The organism is Salmonella sp. SA15303 (assembly GCF_029962125.1).
GTDB classification, from domain to species: domain Bacteria; phylum Pseudomonadota; class Gammaproteobacteria; order Enterobacterales; family Enterobacteriaceae; genus Salmonella; species Salmonella enterica.
Map to the genome: position 1 here is coordinate 1,462,711 of NZ_CP123924.1, position 16,518 is coordinate 1,479,228.

15 protein-coding genes and 2 tRNA genes are annotated in these 16,518 nt (G+C 51.5%); 9 read left to right on the top strand and 8 right to left on the bottom strand.

From position 1 onward, the window contains the following. Positions 1 to 18 precede the first annotated feature (18 nt). Together QEN31_RS06985 and QEN31_RS06990 are read right to left on the bottom strand one after the other, a co-directional pair. Positions 19 to 411, bottom strand: a complete 393-nt coding sequence (locus tag QEN31_RS06985; protein WP_000826514.1) for a MerR family transcriptional regulator — start codon at positions 409 to 411, stop codon at positions 19 to 21. 1 nt (position 412) lies between these two features. After that, a complete protein-coding gene (locus QEN31_RS06990) occupies positions 413 to 775 on the bottom strand; it encodes a MerR family transcriptional regulator (protein ID WP_000472034.1) in 363 nt (120 codons plus the stop codon). A gap of 221 nt (positions 776 to 996) precedes the next feature. Between QEN31_RS06990 and QEN31_RS06995 the strand changes: the two genes are divergently transcribed. From QEN31_RS06995 to QEN31_RS07005, 3 genes are all read left to right on the top strand, one after another. Then, positions 997 to 1,072: transfer RNA gene (locus QEN31_RS06995), tRNA-Ala, on the top strand. A gap of 42 nt (positions 1,073 to 1,114) precedes the next feature. Then, positions 1,115 to 1,190: transfer RNA gene (locus tag QEN31_RS07000), tRNA-Ala, on the top strand. A 190-nt stretch (positions 1,191 to 1,380) separates the two neighbouring features. Continuing rightward, on the top strand, positions 1,381 to 3,570 hold the full coding sequence (locus QEN31_RS07005) for an EAL domain-containing protein (protein WP_001112946.1): 2,190 nt from the start codon (positions 1,381 to 1,383) through the stop codon (positions 3,568 to 3,570). Positions 3,571 to 3,622: 52 nt separating this feature from the next. Here the strand turns inward: QEN31_RS07005 and nupC are convergent, their stop codons facing one another. Then, positions 3,623 to 4,825 carry a nucleoside permease NupC gene (gene nupC, locus QEN31_RS07010; RefSeq protein ID WP_000376347.1) on the bottom strand — a complete coding sequence of 401 codons (1,203 nt, stop codon included), beginning with the start codon at positions 4,823 to 4,825 and terminating at the stop codon, positions 3,623 to 3,625. Between the two features lie 305 nt (positions 4,826 to 5,130). Between nupC and QEN31_RS25345 the strand changes: the two genes are divergently transcribed. Then, entirely contained in the window at positions 5,131 to 5,175 is a 45-nt protein-coding gene (locus QEN31_RS25345; protein WP_418338175.1) for a hypothetical protein, read from the top strand. Then, on the top strand, positions 5,168 to 6,409 hold the full coding sequence (locus QEN31_RS07015) for an Nramp family divalent metal transporter (protein WP_000131735.1): 1,242 nt from the start codon (positions 5,168 to 5,170) through the stop codon (positions 6,407 to 6,409). Before QEN31_RS25345 ends, QEN31_RS07015 begins: the two co-directional genes overlap by 8 nt. A gap of 60 nt (positions 6,410 to 6,469) precedes the next feature. Here the strand turns inward: QEN31_RS07015 and ypeC are convergent, their stop codons facing one another. Together ypeC and mgrA are read right to left on the bottom strand one after the other, a co-directional pair. Next, on the bottom strand, positions 6,470 to 6,796 hold the full coding sequence (gene ypeC / locus QEN31_RS07020) for a DUF2502 domain-containing protein YpeC (protein WP_000490091.1): 327 nt from the start codon (positions 6,794 to 6,796) through the stop codon (positions 6,470 to 6,472). A gap of 113 nt (positions 6,797 to 6,909) precedes the next feature. Further along, complete coding sequence (gene mgrA, locus QEN31_RS07025; protein WP_000640293.1) at positions 6,910 to 7,908, bottom strand: L-glyceraldehyde 3-phosphate reductase; 999 nt, start codon at positions 7,906 to 7,908, stop codon at positions 6,910 to 6,912. Positions 7,909 to 8,087: 179 nt separating this feature from the next. On the opposite strand from mgrA, the gene QEN31_RS07030 reads away from it, so the two are divergent. After that, the gene (locus QEN31_RS07030; RefSeq protein WP_099949631.1) at positions 8,088 to 9,740 is read left to right on the top strand and encodes an alpha-keto acid decarboxylase family protein; all 1,653 of its coding nucleotides are present in this window, start codon (positions 8,088 to 8,090) and stop codon (positions 9,738 to 9,740) included. Between the two features lie 19 nt (positions 9,741 to 9,759). Here QEN31_RS07030 and QEN31_RS07035 read toward each other — a convergent pair whose 3' ends face one another. Next, positions 9,760 to 10,995 (bottom strand): ion channel protein, encoded by a 1,236-nt coding sequence (locus tag QEN31_RS07035; protein WP_000468920.1) that lies wholly within the window; start codon positions 10,993 to 10,995, stop codon positions 9,760 to 9,762. A gap of 203 nt (positions 10,996 to 11,198) precedes the next feature. Between QEN31_RS07035 and glk the strand changes: the two genes are divergently transcribed. Together glk and alaC are read left to right on the top strand one after the other, a co-directional pair. After that, the gene (gene glk / locus QEN31_RS07040; RefSeq protein WP_000170380.1) at positions 11,199 to 12,164 is read left to right on the top strand and encodes a glucokinase; all 966 of its coding nucleotides are present in this window, start codon (positions 11,199 to 11,201) and stop codon (positions 12,162 to 12,164) included. Between the two features lie 720 nt (positions 12,165 to 12,884). Beyond that, positions 12,885 to 14,123 (top strand): alanine transaminase, encoded by a 1,239-nt coding sequence (gene alaC / locus QEN31_RS07045; RefSeq protein ID WP_327258387.1) that lies wholly within the window; start codon positions 12,885 to 12,887, stop codon positions 14,121 to 14,123. Between the two features lie 49 nt (positions 14,124 to 14,172). Here alaC and ypdK read toward each other — a convergent pair whose 3' ends face one another. Next, positions 14,173 to 14,244 (bottom strand): membrane protein YpdK, encoded by a 72-nt coding sequence (gene ypdK, locus QEN31_RS07050; RefSeq protein ID WP_010723117.1) that lies wholly within the window; start codon positions 14,242 to 14,244, stop codon positions 14,173 to 14,175. Positions 14,245 to 14,646: 402 nt separating this feature from the next. Then, entirely contained in the window at positions 14,647 to 15,567 is a 921-nt protein-coding gene (lpxP, locus tag QEN31_RS07055) for a kdo(2)-lipid IV(A) palmitoleoyltransferase (RefSeq protein WP_000484423.1), read from the bottom strand. A gap of 521 nt (positions 15,568 to 16,088) precedes the next feature. Here lpxP and QEN31_RS07060 point away from each other — a divergent pair. Next, positions 16,089 to 16,331 carry a YfdY family protein gene (locus QEN31_RS07060; RefSeq protein WP_000639889.1) on the top strand — a complete coding sequence of 81 codons (243 nt, stop codon included), beginning with the start codon at positions 16,089 to 16,091 and terminating at the stop codon, positions 16,329 to 16,331. The last annotated feature ends 187 nt before the right edge of the window (positions 16,332 to 16,518 follow it).

Sequence of the window (16,518 nt, forward strand, 5' to 3'; positions counted from 1 at the left end):
CCTGCCGTTTATTATTTGTTAGTCCGCCTCATTGATACCTAAACGCGTCAGAAATCCGCGAATACCTTCCCGCGATAAAAACAGCGCCAGTTTTTCCTGTTCCTGAGCAGACATATTTTCAACGGCATCAATAATTTGTCGATAAGCATGACTGTGCGCCGCGTTCGCATATTCTGCGAAAGCCTCTTCCGCCTGATAAAACGCAGGCAGTTTGCGAAAAGCCGGAATATTGAGAATAAACTCCCGCACGCTGGCATCAATATGGATGAGTCTTGCGCGTCCGCCTTTGACGCCGGGAAATTTTTCGGTTTTCCAGTGTTGTTCTCTGATCCAGCGATTGACGGTTTGTCTGGCCACGCCGAGGCATTCAGCCAGCTCTTCAGTGGTCATTTTACTGCGTAATCTTTTCATATTATTTGCTATCGCGTATCCCTAAGCGTTGTAACAAACCGGTAATCCCTTCACGCACGAGGAGAGAGGTAAACTGTTTCTGCTCGGATGAGGTCATCTCTTTGGCGAGCGTCATGAGCAGCGCTTCAAGCGATGCGTTGCTGGCAGGCGTGAATGTGTCTGCGTGATGGTCAACTGAACGTTCAGCGCTGCGGATATATTCACGAACCTGTTCGTTTACATGAACCAGACGGGCTTTACCGCCCTGGACGCCAGGTTTGGGCGATGTTGCCCAGCCTTCTTTCCGTACCCATTTATTGATGGTTTGTCGGCTGTAACCGGTGAGATTAGCGAGTTCTTCTGGCGTCATCCGTTCCTTGAACATAACGATTCCCTGAATAGTCGTGGGGTTAATTAGTGGTTCATTTTATAGCACCATTTTAGTCGAAACCGTGACGTGTTTAACTACTGAATGCGAGTTGTGCCGCAATGTCCTTTATTTGAATGCTTTTTCAGCGATTGAATTCGGCAAGTTCATTTTGCCGTTGACACATGCCGAGGGAATTCATATGATGCCGCCCGTCAACTCGACAAGCTTTACGTAGTGGGGCTATAGCTCAGCTGGGAGAGCGCTTGCATGGCATGCAAGAGGTCAGCGGTTCGATCCCGCTTAGCTCCACCAAATTTACTCCCGATAAATTTGGCGTATACGTAAAAGCACTATGGGGCTATAGCTCAGCTGGGAGAGCGCTTGCATGGCATGCAAGAGGTCAGCGGTTCGATCCCGCTTAGCTCCACCAACATTCAAACCCTCGCTGAAAAGCGGGGGTTTTTGCTTTTTGTCACAAAATTTATGGCCTCTGATCTGCTCTTCAGGTGCGTTTGTTTGCCGCTGCTTTTGCGGTCAATATGAGCTTTTGTTAGATTGCTTCATAATGCGAATATACTTATTATTCATGCGCCTTATATAATGATGTGAGCATTAAAGCAATGCCGGATAAGTGTAACGTATTAAAAAATATAAAAATATTCTTACTGGCCTTCTGCCTGACCGTTCCGGCTATTCTGCTATCTCGTCTCATTTCTCCCCGCGCCACAATTGATTCCAGCTATATCTTTCTGGCCTGGCTACCGCTCTGCGTCATGTTTTCCGTGCTGTTTTTATTTGGCCGCCGTGGCGTCGCGCCGATGGTAGGCGGAATGATGTTGACTAATGAATGGAATTTTCATTTACCTCTGCCACAGGCGATGGTGCTGCTATTTTGCCAAACGTTTCCCGTGCTGCTGGTTTGCGCTATCGTACGCTGGCAGCTGGGCGCGCGCTGGCGCTACGGAATACCCAACCAAGGCATCTGGCTACGCGTTTTCTGGTTAGGGTTAATGACGCCGTTTGGTATAAAAATCAGTATGCATCTGGCGGGGCACTACCTGGCTTTCCCGGTGACCATCTCTACCTTCTTTGGCACCGGCACCGCTATTTTCTCGATTGTCGATTTATTGAGTCTGATTTCTGCCGCGCTTATTTTTACCCTCTTTTTCTATTATCCGCTGCGGATGATAGTCAGCCCGCACTATATGCGTATTTTCTGGCGGAGGGATGTCGCTCCTTATCTCGCCAAAGAAAAACGCCTGTTTACGCTTCTCTGGTTTGCCACTCTGGCGACGCTATTAGCGGTGCTGTGTACGCCTTTCGAGACAAAGTATATTGCTGGCTATCTGGTGCCAGTTCTGTTCATTGGATTTACCATCGGCGTGGGGAAAATCAGCTATCCGCTGTTGAATTTTAGTTGGGCTCTCACTGCGCTATTCCTGCTTAGCTATAACCGCAATTTTCTGCAGGGCGTGGGTTCAGAATATTCGCTGGCATTTATCCTTTCAGTTCTCATTTCTTTTAGTATTTGTTTGTTGTACATGGCGCGGATTAATCAGCGTAGCGAATGGTTGAATCGACAATGGCACTCGCAGGCATTGACCGATCCGTTGACGCAACTGCCTAACCTGCGTGCGCTGGAGCAGTTTCTTTTACAGGATGCCGGGCAAAGCGTGTGTTATTTACGCATGGAAAACCTGGAATTTCTGAGCCGTCATTACGGTATGCAGATGCGCGTGCATTGCGAACGCGAGGTGTTTCGCATGTTGCAGCCGCTGCTGCTGGAAAAGGAGAAAATTTTCCATCTGCCGGGCAGTGAATTATTGCTGGTGCTGACAGGACCGGAGACGGAAGCCCGCCTGCAATATATGCTCAACGTGCTTAATAACCGCAAAATTTACTGGAACAATACCGGTCTGGACATGGAATACGGCGCATCGTGGGGAACATTCGATGGTCGCCAGGAAACCTTGCAACCGCTGTTGGGGCAATTAAGCTGGCTGGCGGAGCAATCCTGTTCGCACCGTCGGGTGCTTGCACTGACCCAGAGTATTGAAGCCGCTTCCGGGCAGACGACGGAACGGGTGCTGCGGTTGCAGAAAATCCGTCAGGCGCTGGAGCGCGGCGCGCTGGTTTTGTATGCGCAACCCATTCGCGACGCGCAGGGAAAAGGGTATGACGAGATTCTGACGCGGCTTCGGTGCGACGACGGTATCATGATGCCGAATCAGTTCATTCCGCTTATCGCCCAGTTTAACCTGAGCATACGGTTTGATATGCAGGTGATGGAAGCGCTCCTGCAATGGCTGTCCGCGCATCCTTCAGCGGAACAGGGGGCACGTTTTTCGGTTAATTTGATGCCGTTGACGCTGCTGCAAAAAGAGACGGCGTCGCGCATTATGCAGCTTTTTAAACGCTATGGCGTCCCGCCTGCTTCGGTCATCATCGAAATTACTGAAGAACAGGCCTTCTCTCATTCCGAAATCAGTATGCACAATATCAATCAACTGCGTAAGTTCGGCCTAAAAATCGCCATTGATGATTTCGGCACCGGTTATGCAAACTATGAACGGCTAAAACGCCTCAAGGCGGACATCATTAAAATCGACGGTTGTTTTGTAAAAGATATTCTGACGGACTCCCTGGATGCGATGATTGTGAAATCCATCACTGATTTAGCGAAAGCGAAATCGTTGAGCGTCGTGGCTGAGTTTGTTGAAACGCCTGCGCAGCGCGATCTGCTATTGCAGCTTGGCGTACACAGTTTGCAGGGATATCTGATTGGCCGCCCGCGCCCGTTAGGCAAATAAGCGGCATAAAAAAACCGGGGATAGCTCCCCGGTTTCTGCATTAAACCCAGACTTACAGTACCAGCGCCGCGATAGAGGCGGACAGTACGCTCACCAGCGTAGAACCGTAAACCAGTTTCAGACCAAAACGGGAAACCACGTTGCCTTGCTCTTCGTTCAGGCCTTTAATCGCGCCCGCAATAATACCGATGGAAGAGAAGTTCGCGAAGGACACCAGGAAGACGGAGATAATGCCTTCAGCGCGTGGAGAGAGGGTAGAGGCGATTTTCTGCAGATCCATCATCGCCACGAATTCGTTGGAAACCAGTTTGGTCGCCATGATACTTCCTACCTGCAGCGCTTCACTGGACGGTACGCCCATTACCCATGCGACCGGGTAGAAGATGTAACCCAGAATGCCCTGGAAGGAGATGCTGTAGCCGAACCAACCGGTAACCGTTGCGAACAGCGCGTTCAGCGCCGCGATCAGCGCGATGAAGCCGATCAGCATCGCCGCGACGATAATCGCCACTTTAAAACCTGCCAGAATGTACTCGCCCAGCATTTCGAAGAAACTTTGGCCTTCATGCAGGTTCGACATCTGAATATTTTCTTCGCTGGCATCAACGACATAGGGGTTGATCAGCGACAGAACGATAAAGGTGCTGAACATGTTCAGAACCAGCGCTGCGACCACATATTTAGGGTCCAGCATGGTCATATACGCGCCCACGATAGACATGGAAACGGTAGACATTGCGGTCGCCGCCATGGTGTACATGCGGTTACGGGACATTTTGCCGAGGATATCTTTATAAGCGATAAAGTTCTCAGACTGGCCGAGGATCAGCGAGCTGACGGCGTTAAAAGACTCCAGTTTGCCCATACCGTTTACTTTGGACAACAGAAAACCAATAGCGCGGATGACCACTGGCAGAACGCGGATATGCTGAAGAATACCGATCAACGCGGAAATAAAGACGATCGGGCACAATACTTTCAGGAAGAAGAACGCCAAACCTTGATCGTTCATACTGCCAAAGACGAAGTTTGTCCCTTCGTTGGCAAATCCGAGCAGTTTTTCAAACATCTCGGAGAAACCTTTTACGAAGCCAAGGCCAACATCCGAGTTCAGGAAGAACCAGGCCAGTAATACTTCGATAACAAGTAACTGAATGACGTAACGAATGCGAATTTTTTTACGGTCGCTGCTAACCAGCAGTGCGAGTACCGCAACAACGGCAAGCGCCAGGACAAAATGAAGGACGCGGTCCATATTTGCTCCAAATATGAGGCAGGTTTAATTTTCGTGCACATTCTATGCAACAGCCGTAAAGAAAACGAGATCCAACACACACTATAATAAGGACCTGTGACGAGATTCAAAATTAGTGATCTGTAATACACTTTTACTGTACTGAATATGAAAATGAAAAGTTATATCAGTGTGCTAATCTTGTAATGTTAAGCCAAACTGTTCTGATACAGGTCGTCATCGTATCGGTCTATCGTTTCACACTATCAAAGTAATCACCCGTACCCATTGAAATGCACTTGATAATCATTATCAATAAACATAGCATGAAACATAGCAAAGGCTATGTTTTTGAGGCAAAAGATGACTGACAATCGCGTAGAGAATAGCAGCGGACGGGCGGCGCGCAAGCTAAGGCTCGCATTAATGGGACCTGCGTTCATTGCCGCGATTGGTTATATCGATCCTGGTAACTTCGCGACCAATATTCAGGCCGGCGCCAGCTTTGGCTATCAGCTACTCTGGGTGGTGGTCTGGGCGAACCTGATGGCGATGCTGATTCAAATCCTCTCGGCAAAACTCGGGATCGCCACCGGCAAGAACCTGGCGGAGCAAATTCGCGACCATTATCCGCGTCCGGTAGTCTGGTTTTACTGGGTACAGGCGGAAATCATCGCGATGGCCACCGATTTAGCTGAATTTATCGGCGCGGCAATAGGTTTTAAGCTGATCCTGGGCGTCTCTTTATTACAGGGCGCGGTATTGACCGGTATCGCGACGTTTCTGATTTTAATGTTACAGCGCCGCGGTCAAAAACCGCTTGAAAAAGTCATCGGCGGTTTACTGCTTTTTGTCGCCGCCGCTTACATTGTGGAGCTGTTTTTCTCTCAGCCTGATATGGCGCAGCTCGGCAAAGGAATGGTTATCCCGGCGCTACCGAACCCGGAAGCCGTATTCTTAGCCGCCGGCGTGCTTGGCGCGACGATTATGCCGCACGTGATTTATCTGCACTCGTCATTAACGCAGCATCTGCACGGCGGAACACGGCAACAACGGTACTCAGCAACGAAATGGGATGTCGCTATTGCTATGACGATTGCCGGTTTTGTCAATCTGGCAATGATGGCGACCGCCGCGGCGGCGTTTCATTTTAGCGGCCACACCGGCATCGCCGACCTCGATCAGGCATACCTGACGCTGGAACCGTTACTAAGCCATGCGGCGGCAACGGTGTTTGGTCTTAGTCTGGTAGCTGCAGGGCTTTCCTCCACTGTGGTAGGGACTCTGGCGGGGCAGGTGGTGATGCAAGGGTTTGTCCGTTTTCACATTCCGCTGTGGGTACGGCGCACCATTACCATGCTGCCCTCATTTATTGTGATTTTGATGGGGCTGGACCCTACCCGAATTCTGGTGATGAGCCAGGTGCTGCTGAGTTTTGGTATTGCGCTGGCGCTGGTGCCGCTCCTGATTTTCACCAGTAACGCTACGCTAATGGGCGAGCTGGTGAACACGCGGCGGGTAAAACAGGTTGGCTGGATAATTGTCGTGCTGGTCGTCGCCCTGAATATCTGGTTGCTGGTTGGAACGGTGATGGGGTTGTCATAAAGACAGAAAGATAGCAGGCCCGATGCGTGGGCGTCATCGGGCTGTTATTCAGCAGGAGGCTTAGTGATGATGTTTGTGACCCCGGCCTCGCCCGCGATGATCGTCGCGATCGCGCCAGCCTTCCCGATAACCGCGTTCATACGCTTTACGCTTATCCCAGCCGCGATGATAGCCGTTGTCATGGCGCCACCAGCGATTTTTACGCCATTCATAATGGTTGTGCCAGTAATCCCGGTCGCGCCAGCGACCACCGTCCCAGTAGTTACCGTAATCATCGCGATCGCCAATCTGTAATTTTATTGAGGGCAACAGGGTGATTTCGCCCGCATTCGCGGCAAGCGGTGTAAAAGCCAGCAAGGCTGCCGCCAGAATCAGTGACCTGAACATACTTTCTCTCCTTCACGATCGAGCCGTCGCCGGCCTGTTAATGTAATATTACAAAGCAGTAAAGATTTGTTTCATCGCCTTAACTCTTAAATCATGAAGGAGAGCATTTTTTGCTAAAACCGGCCCTCCAGAATAGCGTCAATTTCTGCACATTCCGCCGCTGAAAAACGGCGATTGGCCAGCATTCCCACGGCGTCTTCGATTTGCGACGGTTTGCTGGCGCCAATCAGTACCGAGGTAACGTTATCGTTACGCAGCACCCAGGCGAGCGCCATCTGAGACAATTTTTGACCCCGTCGCGCAGCCAGTTCATTCAACCGGCGAACTTTTTCCAGTTTGTCGGCGGTAATCTGTTCTGGTTTAAGGAAACGGCTTCCGCTCGCCGCGCGGGAATCTTCCGGAATACCATTCAAATAACGGTCAGTGAGCTGCCCGCCCGCCAGCGGCGAGAAGGCAATACTACCGACGCCTTTTTCCTGCAACAGCGCCAGCAGCCCGTCCTCTACCCAACGCTCAAAAAGCGAATATTTAGGCTGATGAATCAGGCAAGGCGTGCCGAGATCCTCCAGAATATCGATAGCTTGTCTGGCCAGATCGGCAGGATAGTTAGAGATCCCCACGTACAACGCTTTGCCATGGCGCACAAGGTGATCTAACGCTTTCATCGTCTCTTTAAGCGGCGTTTCGGGATCGGGACGATGGTGATAAAAGATATCGACATACTCCAGCCCCATACGTTTCAGGCTTTGATCGAGGCTGGCGATAAGGTATTTCCGTGACCCCCAGTCGCCATAAGGGCCATCCCACATGGTGTAGCCCGCTTTGGTGGAGATGATCAATTCATCACGCCACGGTAAAAAATCTTCCTGCAGAATGCGGCCAAAATTGCATTCTGCGGAGCCCGGCGGCGGCCCATAATTATTGGCGAGATCAAAGTGGGTAATGCCCAGATCGAACGCGCGTTGCAGCAGCGCCCGGCTATTTTCTACCCGTGTCGTATCGCCGAAGTTGTGCCATAACCCCAGCGAAATAGCGGGAAGTTTGACGCCGCTGCGTCCGCAGCGACGATACTCCATTGTGTGATAACGATTCTCATCGGGCTGATAAATCATGACCTTTCCCCCTGTGGCGTGAATAAATAGTGTATACGGTTACACTCGCCAGGCGGTATCCGGCTTTTACTGTTTGCCGCTGTAAACATTGTTTTCCAGGCTTTCATCCCCACCGTGCTGGACAGCCATCGGCATTCCTTAATACTCAACATAATATCAACGTCAGAAGGAAAGCTGTCATGCAAAACCCCTATACCGTGGCCGACTATTTGCTGGACAGACTGGCAGGATGCGGCATTGGCCATCTTTTTGGCGTACCGGGCGATTATAACTTGCAGTTTCTTGACCATGTGATTGACCACCCGACCCTGCGTTGGGTGGGATGCGCCAATGAGCTGAACGCCGCTTATGCCGCGGACGGCTATGCGCGCATGTCGGGCGCTGGAGCGCTACTCACCACCTTTGGCGTGGGAGAACTTAGCGCTATTAACGGTATCGCGGGCAGTTACGCGGAATATGTCCCGGTCTTGCATATCGTCGGCGCGCCCTGTAGCGCTGCGCAGCAGCGTGGCGAATTGATGCACCATACCCTCGGTGACGGCGATTTTCGTCATTTTTATCGCATGAGTCAGGCGATATCCGCTGCCAGCGCAATATTAGATGAACAGAACGCCTGTTTCGAGATTGACCGCGTGTTGGGTGAAATGCTTGCCGCACGCAGGCCAGGATACATCATGTTGCCCGCCGATGTGGCGAAAAAAACGGCCATCCCACCTACGCAGGCGCTGGCGTTGCCCGTGCATGAAGCGCAAAGCGGCGTGGAGACGGCCTTTCGTTATCACGCCCGTCAGTGCCTGATGAACAGTCGGCGCATTGCGCTATTGGCCGACTTTCTTGCCGGGCGTTTTGGTTTACGACCACTGTTGCAGCGCTGGATGGCGGAAACGCCCATCGCTCATGCGACACTACTGATGGGGAAGGGGCTTTTTGATGAACAGCACCCGAACTTCGTTGGCACCTATAGCGCTGGCGCCAGCAGCAAAGAAGTGCGTCAGGCCATAGAGGACGCCGATAGGGTTATCTGCGTCGGCACCCGTTTTGTCGATACCCTTACGGCCGGATTTACCCAACAATTACCGGCGGAACGCACGCTGGAGATTCAGCCTTACGCGTCGCGCATCGGCGAAACCTGGTTCAACCTCCCGATGGCGCAGGCGGTGTCTACGCTGCGCGAACTGTGCCTGGAATGCGCTTTTGCGCCGCCGCCGACGCGTTCCGCCGGACAGCCAGTGCGGATTGAGAAAGGAGAACTGACCCAGGAAAGCTTCTGGCAAACCTTACAGCAGTATCTCAAACCCGGAGATATTATCCTTGTCGACCAGGGGACAGCAGCTTTTGGCGCTGCCGCGCTGTCGCTTCCTGACGGCGCGGAAGTTGTGGTACAGCCGCTGTGGGGGTCTATCGGCTATTCCTTGCCCGCCGCGTTTGGCGCGCAAACCGCCTGTCCCGATCGGCGGGTGATTCTGATTATCGGCGATGGCGCGGCGCAGCTCACGATTCAGGAGATGGGCTCGATGTTACGCGACGGGCAGGCGCCGGTCATCCTGCTGCTCAACAATGACGGCTATACCGTAGAGCGCGCCATTCACGGCGCGGCCCAGCGGTATAACGACATCGCGAGCTGGAACTGGACGCAGATACCACCGGCGCTAAACGCGGCGCAACAGGCGGAGTGCTGGCGGGTGACGCAGGCTATCCAACTGGCAGAGGTCCTCGAACGGTTGGCGCGCCCACAACGTCTGTCATTTATTGAAGTGATGTTGCCAAAAGCCGATCTGCCGGAATTACTGCGTACCGTGACCCGGGCGCTGGAAGCCCGCAACGGGGGATAATGGCCCCCGCTGCGCCGGATTAGGGTTCGTGACGGTTGGCGGCCAGCAACGGTTTTCCCGCCAGCAATAGCCAGGCGGGGAGCATCACAATGCAGAGCAGCGGCAGCAGATTGGTATCCGGTACGACGACTGCCGCCATAAACAGACTGAGCCAGCCGTCGCGCGTCACTACCAGCACTAAGCCAAGAATCGCGCAGGAGACGGTAATCGCCGCGGGTACGGCCTCAACATGGGCATGGAGCATGAGCCCCAGCGCCGCGCCGATAAACACAGCCGGAAAAATGCGCCCGCCGCGAAAGCCGCTCGCCGCCGCGATGACCAGCGCGGCGAGTTTGACGACGGCTAAGGTAAAATAATCTCCCGCGCCCAGCGTCTGGCTAAACGCCATTTGTTGCATTTCGTCCAGGCCTTTAAACAGGGTAAGCGGCCCGCCAATGACGCCCAGAATACCCAGTATAAAACCGCCAATGCCGAGAATCAGGACCGGATTTTTCAGGCGGTGCAGCAACTCATGCAGACGCGGAAGGCACCAGACGGCGACCATCCCGGCGGCAATGGCGATCGCCGCGACGATCGCTCCGCTGGCAATGTCCACCAGCCGCATCTGCGTGTAATGGGCGATGGGTAACGAAAAATGCGGATGAAAGAACAGACTGGTGGTGAGTGACCCCGCCGCTGCCGCCATTAACGGCGCAAACAGGCGATCCCACATGGGAATATCGTTAGAGCCGCTAAGTGTTTGCGAAAAAATCAGCGCTGCGGCGACGGGCGTGCCGAACAGCGCGCCGATGGTGCCCGCTGAGGCCAGAATCGTCCAGTCTAACGCCGTGATACGCGGAAACAGGCGGGAGCCGAAAGCCGCCGCCAGCGCGATATTTATTGTCATTATCGGATGCTCTGGCCCCAAACTTACCCCACCAGCAAGGCCGATGATTAAGGCGAGAAGCAGCCCGGGTAGCGCAGATGGCGAGACCGGCATACTGATTAACGGTTCGATGGCCGGATCGGGGCCAGCGTGTCCGGGACTGTAACGGATAATCAAACCCACCACGATCCCGGTTAGCGTGAGCATACCCACTATCCAGAACGGCGAATCATAAGCGATGCCGATGCTGGTGGGCAGTCGTTGCCAAAGAAATTGCTGAAAAACCGACGCGACTTTCATCGCAGCGATTAAAACCAGGCTTGACGCTACGCCAATAATCAGCGCGGGGAGCGACAGCAGCAGCATCGTTCGGGCACGCGGGTGGAACATAATCTCTTCCTTACACGGGGTCGTATACCTATTTTGCACAGCCTGCCCGACGGCATTGCTGCAATTGGTGCTGAAACAAGAAAGTAATTCTGTGATGAAGATCTATATTTATAGGCAGTCAGCCTGATGGCCGTTGTTGTTATGCCCCCATGAATTTACAGTGTGACAAAGACTTATTTTGACTTTAGCGGAGCAGTAGAAGAATGACAAAGTATGCTTTAGTAGGAGATGTAGGCGGCACGAATGCGCGTCTTGCCCTGTGTGATATCGCCAGTGGAGAAATCTCGCAGGCCAAAACGTATTCCGGCCTGGATTATCCCAGTCTTGAGGCCGTGGTGCGCGTTTATCTCGATGAGCATAGCGTCAGCGTGGAAGATGGTTGTATCGCCATAGCCTGCCCGATTACCGGTGACTGGGTAGCGATGACTAACCATACCTGGGCTTTTTCTATTGCGGAAATGAAAAAAAATCTCGGCTTTAGCCATCTGGAAATCATCAACGATTTCACCGCCGTGTCGATGGCGATCCCGATGCTGAAAAAAGAGCATTTAATTCAGTTCGGCGGCGGCGAACCGGTAGACGGCAAACCTATTGCGGTGTATGGCGCGGGAACCGGCTTGGGCGTGGCGCATCTGGTGCATGTGGATAAGCGTTGGATTAGCCTTCCGGGCGAAGGCGGGCATGTCGATTTTGCGCCTAATAGCGAAGAAGAAGCTATGATTCTGGAAATATTGCGCGCCGAAATTGGCCACGTTTCCGCCGAGCGCGTGCTGTCTGGCCCGGGGCTGGTGAATCTTTACCGGGCGATTGTTAAGTCCGACAACCGTCTGCCGGAAAATCTGCGCCCGAAAGATATTACCGAACGCGCCCTGGCGGATAGCTGTATCGATTGTCGCCGCGCGTTGTCGCTCTTTTGCGTCATCATGGGGCGATTTGGCGGCGATCTGGCGTTAACCATGGGGACATTTGGCGGCGTTTATATCGCTGGCGGTATTGTCCCGCGCTTCCTGGAATTTTTTAAAGCGTCCGGCTTCCGTGGTGGCTTTGAAGATAAAGGCCGCTTTAAAGATTATGTACACGGTATTCCGGTCTATCTGATTGTCCATGATAATCCTGGCTTGTTAGGTTCCGGCGCGCATCTGCGCCAGACATTAGGCCATATTCTATAAGCCAGATGGTGGCATAAACGCCTTATCCGGCCTACAAAAGTGTGTCATCTGTAGGCCTGATAAGCGCAGCGTTATCAGGCAATTAAACATTCTCTTGTCAGTCTCAAACCGCGTGCCTCACGCGGTTTTTTTCATTGCCTTTCCTGTGCATGAATGCTTCAACTGTCTGAATTATTTCACTTTACTCTTGCTGAGCGAAAGGTCAAACACCAGCGCGTTGAGTCATCACGTCATGGCGGTTAGTCAGGCGAAAACAGGGATTTATTTTACTATACGTATCCGGTTCGCTGCCTTATTTACGGTTTCATCGCGGCAGCTTGCCGGAAAGGATCCTCATTTTCGGGGAAATATCCCTGAAAAACACCGCAATATGACATGATCGAATACCATTATCGTTAGTAAGGCTTTTGATTAAAGAGGAAAAACCACAAAATCAAAAGGGGATTATTTGAGATAAGGTTTATTGACAGGAAATTATCGTCGGCTGCGTCACGTTACGTAAATTCAATGATATCAATTTGTTAATAATATGATTTGTTTGATGCTATAACTGACACGCTTAAAAAGTAAGTTTTTACGCTTGTTCCTCTTTTTTGTCGCTAAAAATATTTTCATTAGCCTCTCGACAGGAAGAAAATTTTCAGGCTATTTTCTAAAGGAGCCACCATCGTGGCAGCGTCGCTCGGACGGTCCGGGCGCTAACGTTAATCTGAGGATATTATGGCTGACTTCCGCCCTGAACGTCGCTTTACGCGTATCGATCGCCTTCCGCCCTATGTTTTTAACATCACCGCTGAACTCAAAATGGCTGCGCGTCGGCGCGGTGAAGATATTATTGATTTCAGTATGGGTAATCCTGATGGCGCAACCCCTCCCCACATTGTTGAAAAACTTTGCACCGTCGCGCAGCGTCCGGATACGCACGGTTATTCCACGTCTCGCGGCATACCGCGTTTACGCCGCGCGATTTCTCACTGGTATCAGGAACGTTATGATGTCGATATCGATCCGGAAACCGAAGCGATTGTGACCATCGGTTCCAAAGAGGGACTGGCGCATTTAATGCTGGCGACGCTGGATCATGGCGATACGGTTCTGGTGCCGAACCCCAGTTACCCGATTCATATCTATGGCGCCGTTATCGCCGGGGCGCAGGTGCGTTCGGTTCCATTGGTCGAGGGGGTGGATTTCTTCAACGAGCTGGAGCGCGCTATTCGCGAAAGTTATCCGAAACCGAAAATGATGATTTTGGGTTTTCCATCTAACCCTACGGCCCAGTGCGTCGAACTGGAATTTTTTGAAAAAGTGGTCGCTCTGGCTAAACGTTATGATGTGCTGGTAGTGCACGATCAGGCGTATGCCGATATCGTGTACGACGGCTGGAAAGCGCCATCCATTATGCAGGTGCCCGGCGCACGCGACGTGGCGGTCGAATTTTTCACATTGTCGAAAAGCTATAATATGGCGGGCTGGCGTATTGGGTTTATGGTGGGCAATAAAACCCTGGTCAGCGCGCTGGCGCGCATTAAAAGTTATCACGATTATGGCACCTTTACCCCGCTTCAGGTGGCGGCTATCGCCGCTCTGGAAGGCGATCAGCAGTGCGTGCGCGATATCGCCGAGCAGTATAAACGTCGTCGCGATGTGCTGGTGAAGGGGCTGCATGAGGCGGGCTGGATGGTTGAAATGCCGAAAGCCTCAATGTACGTCTGGGCGAAAATCCCGGAGCAATATGCGGCGATGGGATCGCTTGAGTTTGCCAAGAAGCTGCTGAATGAGGCGAAGGTTTGCGTTTCTCCAGGGATAGGCTTTGGTGATTATGGCGACACCCATGTACGCTTTGCATTAATAGAGAATCGCGACCGCATTCGCCAGGCCGTCAGAGGGATTAAAGCGATGTTCCGCGCCGATGGCGTGCTGCCGTCACATCCAAAACCCGTTGAAGCGAGCACGGAGTAGAAAAGCAAACAGGAGCCCCATGGCTCCTGTTTTTCTTTGCATTGTACTTTTAAATCATCAGGGCGAAAGTACCGGCCCAAACGATGACCATAAATGAAATGCCCATAAAGAAATATTTCACGTTTCATCTCTCCGCGTACCTGTCGTACGCCTAAATGAACTTACACTTACCTGATTATAGAGAGTTGATGCCGGATAATACGAAATTGAGAATTATTCGTGTTTCGACCGCCTGCATCACCTCAGAATTCTGCGCGTCATCGCTCCAGACGGCGCTAATGTACGCCTAAAAATGAGGTGAAACAAGAGGCATTTTCTTATTTACTTTTAGTAACTTACAAGTGTCGGGAATCGGCGACAGTTTAATTTCTGACAGTGATGAATCGCTATTGAGCGACGCCGCCGACACAGTAAAAAATCGCCTGTAAACAGGAGACTTATCGCTAAAAGCAGGAATGAGTAATTTACGATATGAATATTATGACAATGCGAAATGCCAAAATAAAAGGCCTTGCGGCCTTTTTCAGATGTAGAGTGACGCTTCCCCCAACGGGCGAGTCTTGAAACGGCGATGGATCCAGAGATATTGCTCCGGGGCGCGCATGATCTCTTTCTCAATAATTTTATTCATATAGGCAGCGGCTTGATTTTCATCTGCCGGGTAACCTTCCATTTCAGGGGTAATATACAGACGATAACCCGAGTTATCGGATTTCCTTACCATTGTAACGGTCAACATGGCGGCGCCAGACAGCCTGGACAGTACATAGGTGCCGTTGGTGGTGGCGACGTTTTCAACCGCGAAAAATGGCGCAAAGGAGCTGCCTTTAGGGCCGTAGTCCTGGTCGGGAGCAAACCAAACGGCTTCCCCTTTTTTTAGCGCGCCCACAATGCCGCGCAGATTGTTTCTGCCGATCATCGCTTTATTTGAGCGCATACGACCGCGCGTCTGCACCCACTCCATGAGCGGATTGTTATGCGGACGATAGGTCGCCATCATCGGCTGGCAGAGACCCATTACCCGGCCTCCCAATTCCAGCGACATAAAATGCACGCCAACGACCATTACGCCGCGATTTTGCGCCTGCGCACGGGTAAGGTTGTCCAGCCCGTCCACATCAAACCATTTGCGAACCCGGCTATCAGGCCAGAACCAGGCCATGCCCGTTTCAAGCAGCGCCATGCCAAGAGAGTGGAAATTCTCGGCGATCAGTTTTTCCCTTTCTTCCCGGGAGAGGGTCGGAAAACAGAGTTCAATATTTTTCTGGGCGATTGACTCACGTCGCTTCAGGAAGGGGCGCGCCAGTTTACCGGTGCGGGTGCCCAGAAAACGCAAAACCGGGTAGGGAAGCTGCACCAGTAACCAGAGGATGCCAACGCCAAACCACGTCAGCCAGTAGCGCGGGTGCAAAAACGCGCGTGAAAATTTGCTTTGAGGAAACATAAAATACCTTCTGTAGATACGAAAATAATGTATCGCAGAAGAGTCATTATCCGCAGCGGTACACTCTGAAATACGCATCATCCTTCAAGTTGCGTTCGCTTATCCGAAGCACTTACTTGAGTAAGCTCATCAGGGTAACTTGAATGATTTACGTATAGTTAGGCCATCATGTACGACAATGGTTCCCGTAAGGAGTGTAAAACTAAGTCAGTACTAAACCACGAGGGCATGAACGCCAGGCAGGCTAATGTACCACCAGTTATTTACTCGCGCCCAGAAATTCTTTATCAAGAAGCGTAAATATTTCTCCCGTAGCAAAAATAAGCTAATCATTATTTTTAATGCATTGTTTTTACAGTGATAATTTTATTTCAGACGAAGGTCATTGAAAAATGATTAAAAAAATAAAATGTGAGATAAATGTTATGGAAATGACGGGCTGATAAGGTTTATCTTAAAGGAGAAGTGAGAGGGACCGTAAGGCTATATGGAAGCCTTGCCATAGACAGGAGGTATTATAGATGATCTATTTATGGACATTTCTTGCAATAAGTATACTTGCCGTGAGTGGCTATATCGGTCAGGTGATGGGGGCTTTTTCTGCGGTTTCTTCTTTTACGGGAATGGTTATCCTTGCCGCGCTGATTTATTTACTCAATGTATGGTTGCAGGATGGCGATGACATCGTTAGCGGATTATTGCTTTTTCTCGCACCGGCATGTGGGTTAATTATTCGCTTTATGGTGGGATACGGTAAGCGTTAGTCAGTACATACCCTTCATACTTCAAGTTGCTGATGTGTTGGCTACGGATTACTCGGCCCATCGATGGGCCTCGCTCTGACGGGCCGTCGCACGTGACGTTCAAATCTGCTCCCGGCAGATTTGTCGCTCACCCCAGTCACATCGTTATCTATGCTCCTGGGGACTCACTCCCTTGCCGCCTTTAAGC

Excerpts from the sequence above, each read along its gene's own strand:
- QEN31_RS06985 (WP_000826514.1), bottom strand. The coding sequence starts at position 411 with ATGAAAAGATTACGCAGTAAAATGACCACTGAAGAGCTGGCTGAATGC.
- QEN31_RS06990 (WP_000472034.1), bottom strand. The coding sequence starts at position 775 with ATGTTCAAGGAACGGATGACGCCAGAAGAACTCGCTAATCTCACCGGT.
- QEN31_RS07005 (WP_001112946.1), top strand. The coding sequence starts at position 1,381 with ATGCCGGATAAGTGTAACGTATTAAAAAATATAAAAATATTCTTACTG.
- nupC (WP_000376347.1), bottom strand. The coding sequence starts at position 4,825 with ATGGACCGCGTCCTTCATTTTGTCCTGGCGCTTGCCGTTGTTGCGGTA.
- QEN31_RS07015 (WP_000131735.1), top strand. The coding sequence starts at position 5,168 with ATGACTGACAATCGCGTAGAGAATAGCAGCGGACGGGCGGCGCGCAAG.
- ypeC (WP_000490091.1), bottom strand. The coding sequence starts at position 6,796 with ATGTTCAGGTCACTGATTCTGGCGGCAGCCTTGCTGGCTTTTACACCG.
- mgrA (WP_000640293.1), bottom strand. The coding sequence starts at position 7,908 with ATGATTTATCAGCCCGATGAGAATCGTTATCACACAATGGAGTATCGT.
- QEN31_RS07030 (WP_099949631.1), top strand. The coding sequence starts at position 8,088 with ATGCAAAACCCCTATACCGTGGCCGACTATTTGCTGGACAGACTGGCA.
- QEN31_RS07035 (WP_000468920.1), bottom strand. The coding sequence starts at position 10,995 with ATGTTCCACCCGCGTGCCCGAACGATGCTGCTGCTGTCGCTCCCCGCG.
- glk (WP_000170380.1), top strand. The coding sequence starts at position 11,199 with ATGACAAAGTATGCTTTAGTAGGAGATGTAGGCGGCACGAATGCGCGT.
- alaC (WP_327258387.1), top strand. The coding sequence starts at position 12,885 with ATGGCTGACTTCCGCCCTGAACGTCGCTTTACGCGTATCGATCGCCTT.
- lpxP (WP_000484423.1), bottom strand. The coding sequence starts at position 15,567 with ATGTTTCCTCAAAGCAAATTTTCACGCGCGTTTTTGCACCCGCGCTAC.
- QEN31_RS07060 (WP_000639889.1), top strand. The coding sequence starts at position 16,089 with ATGATCTATTTATGGACATTTCTTGCAATAAGTATACTTGCCGTGAGT.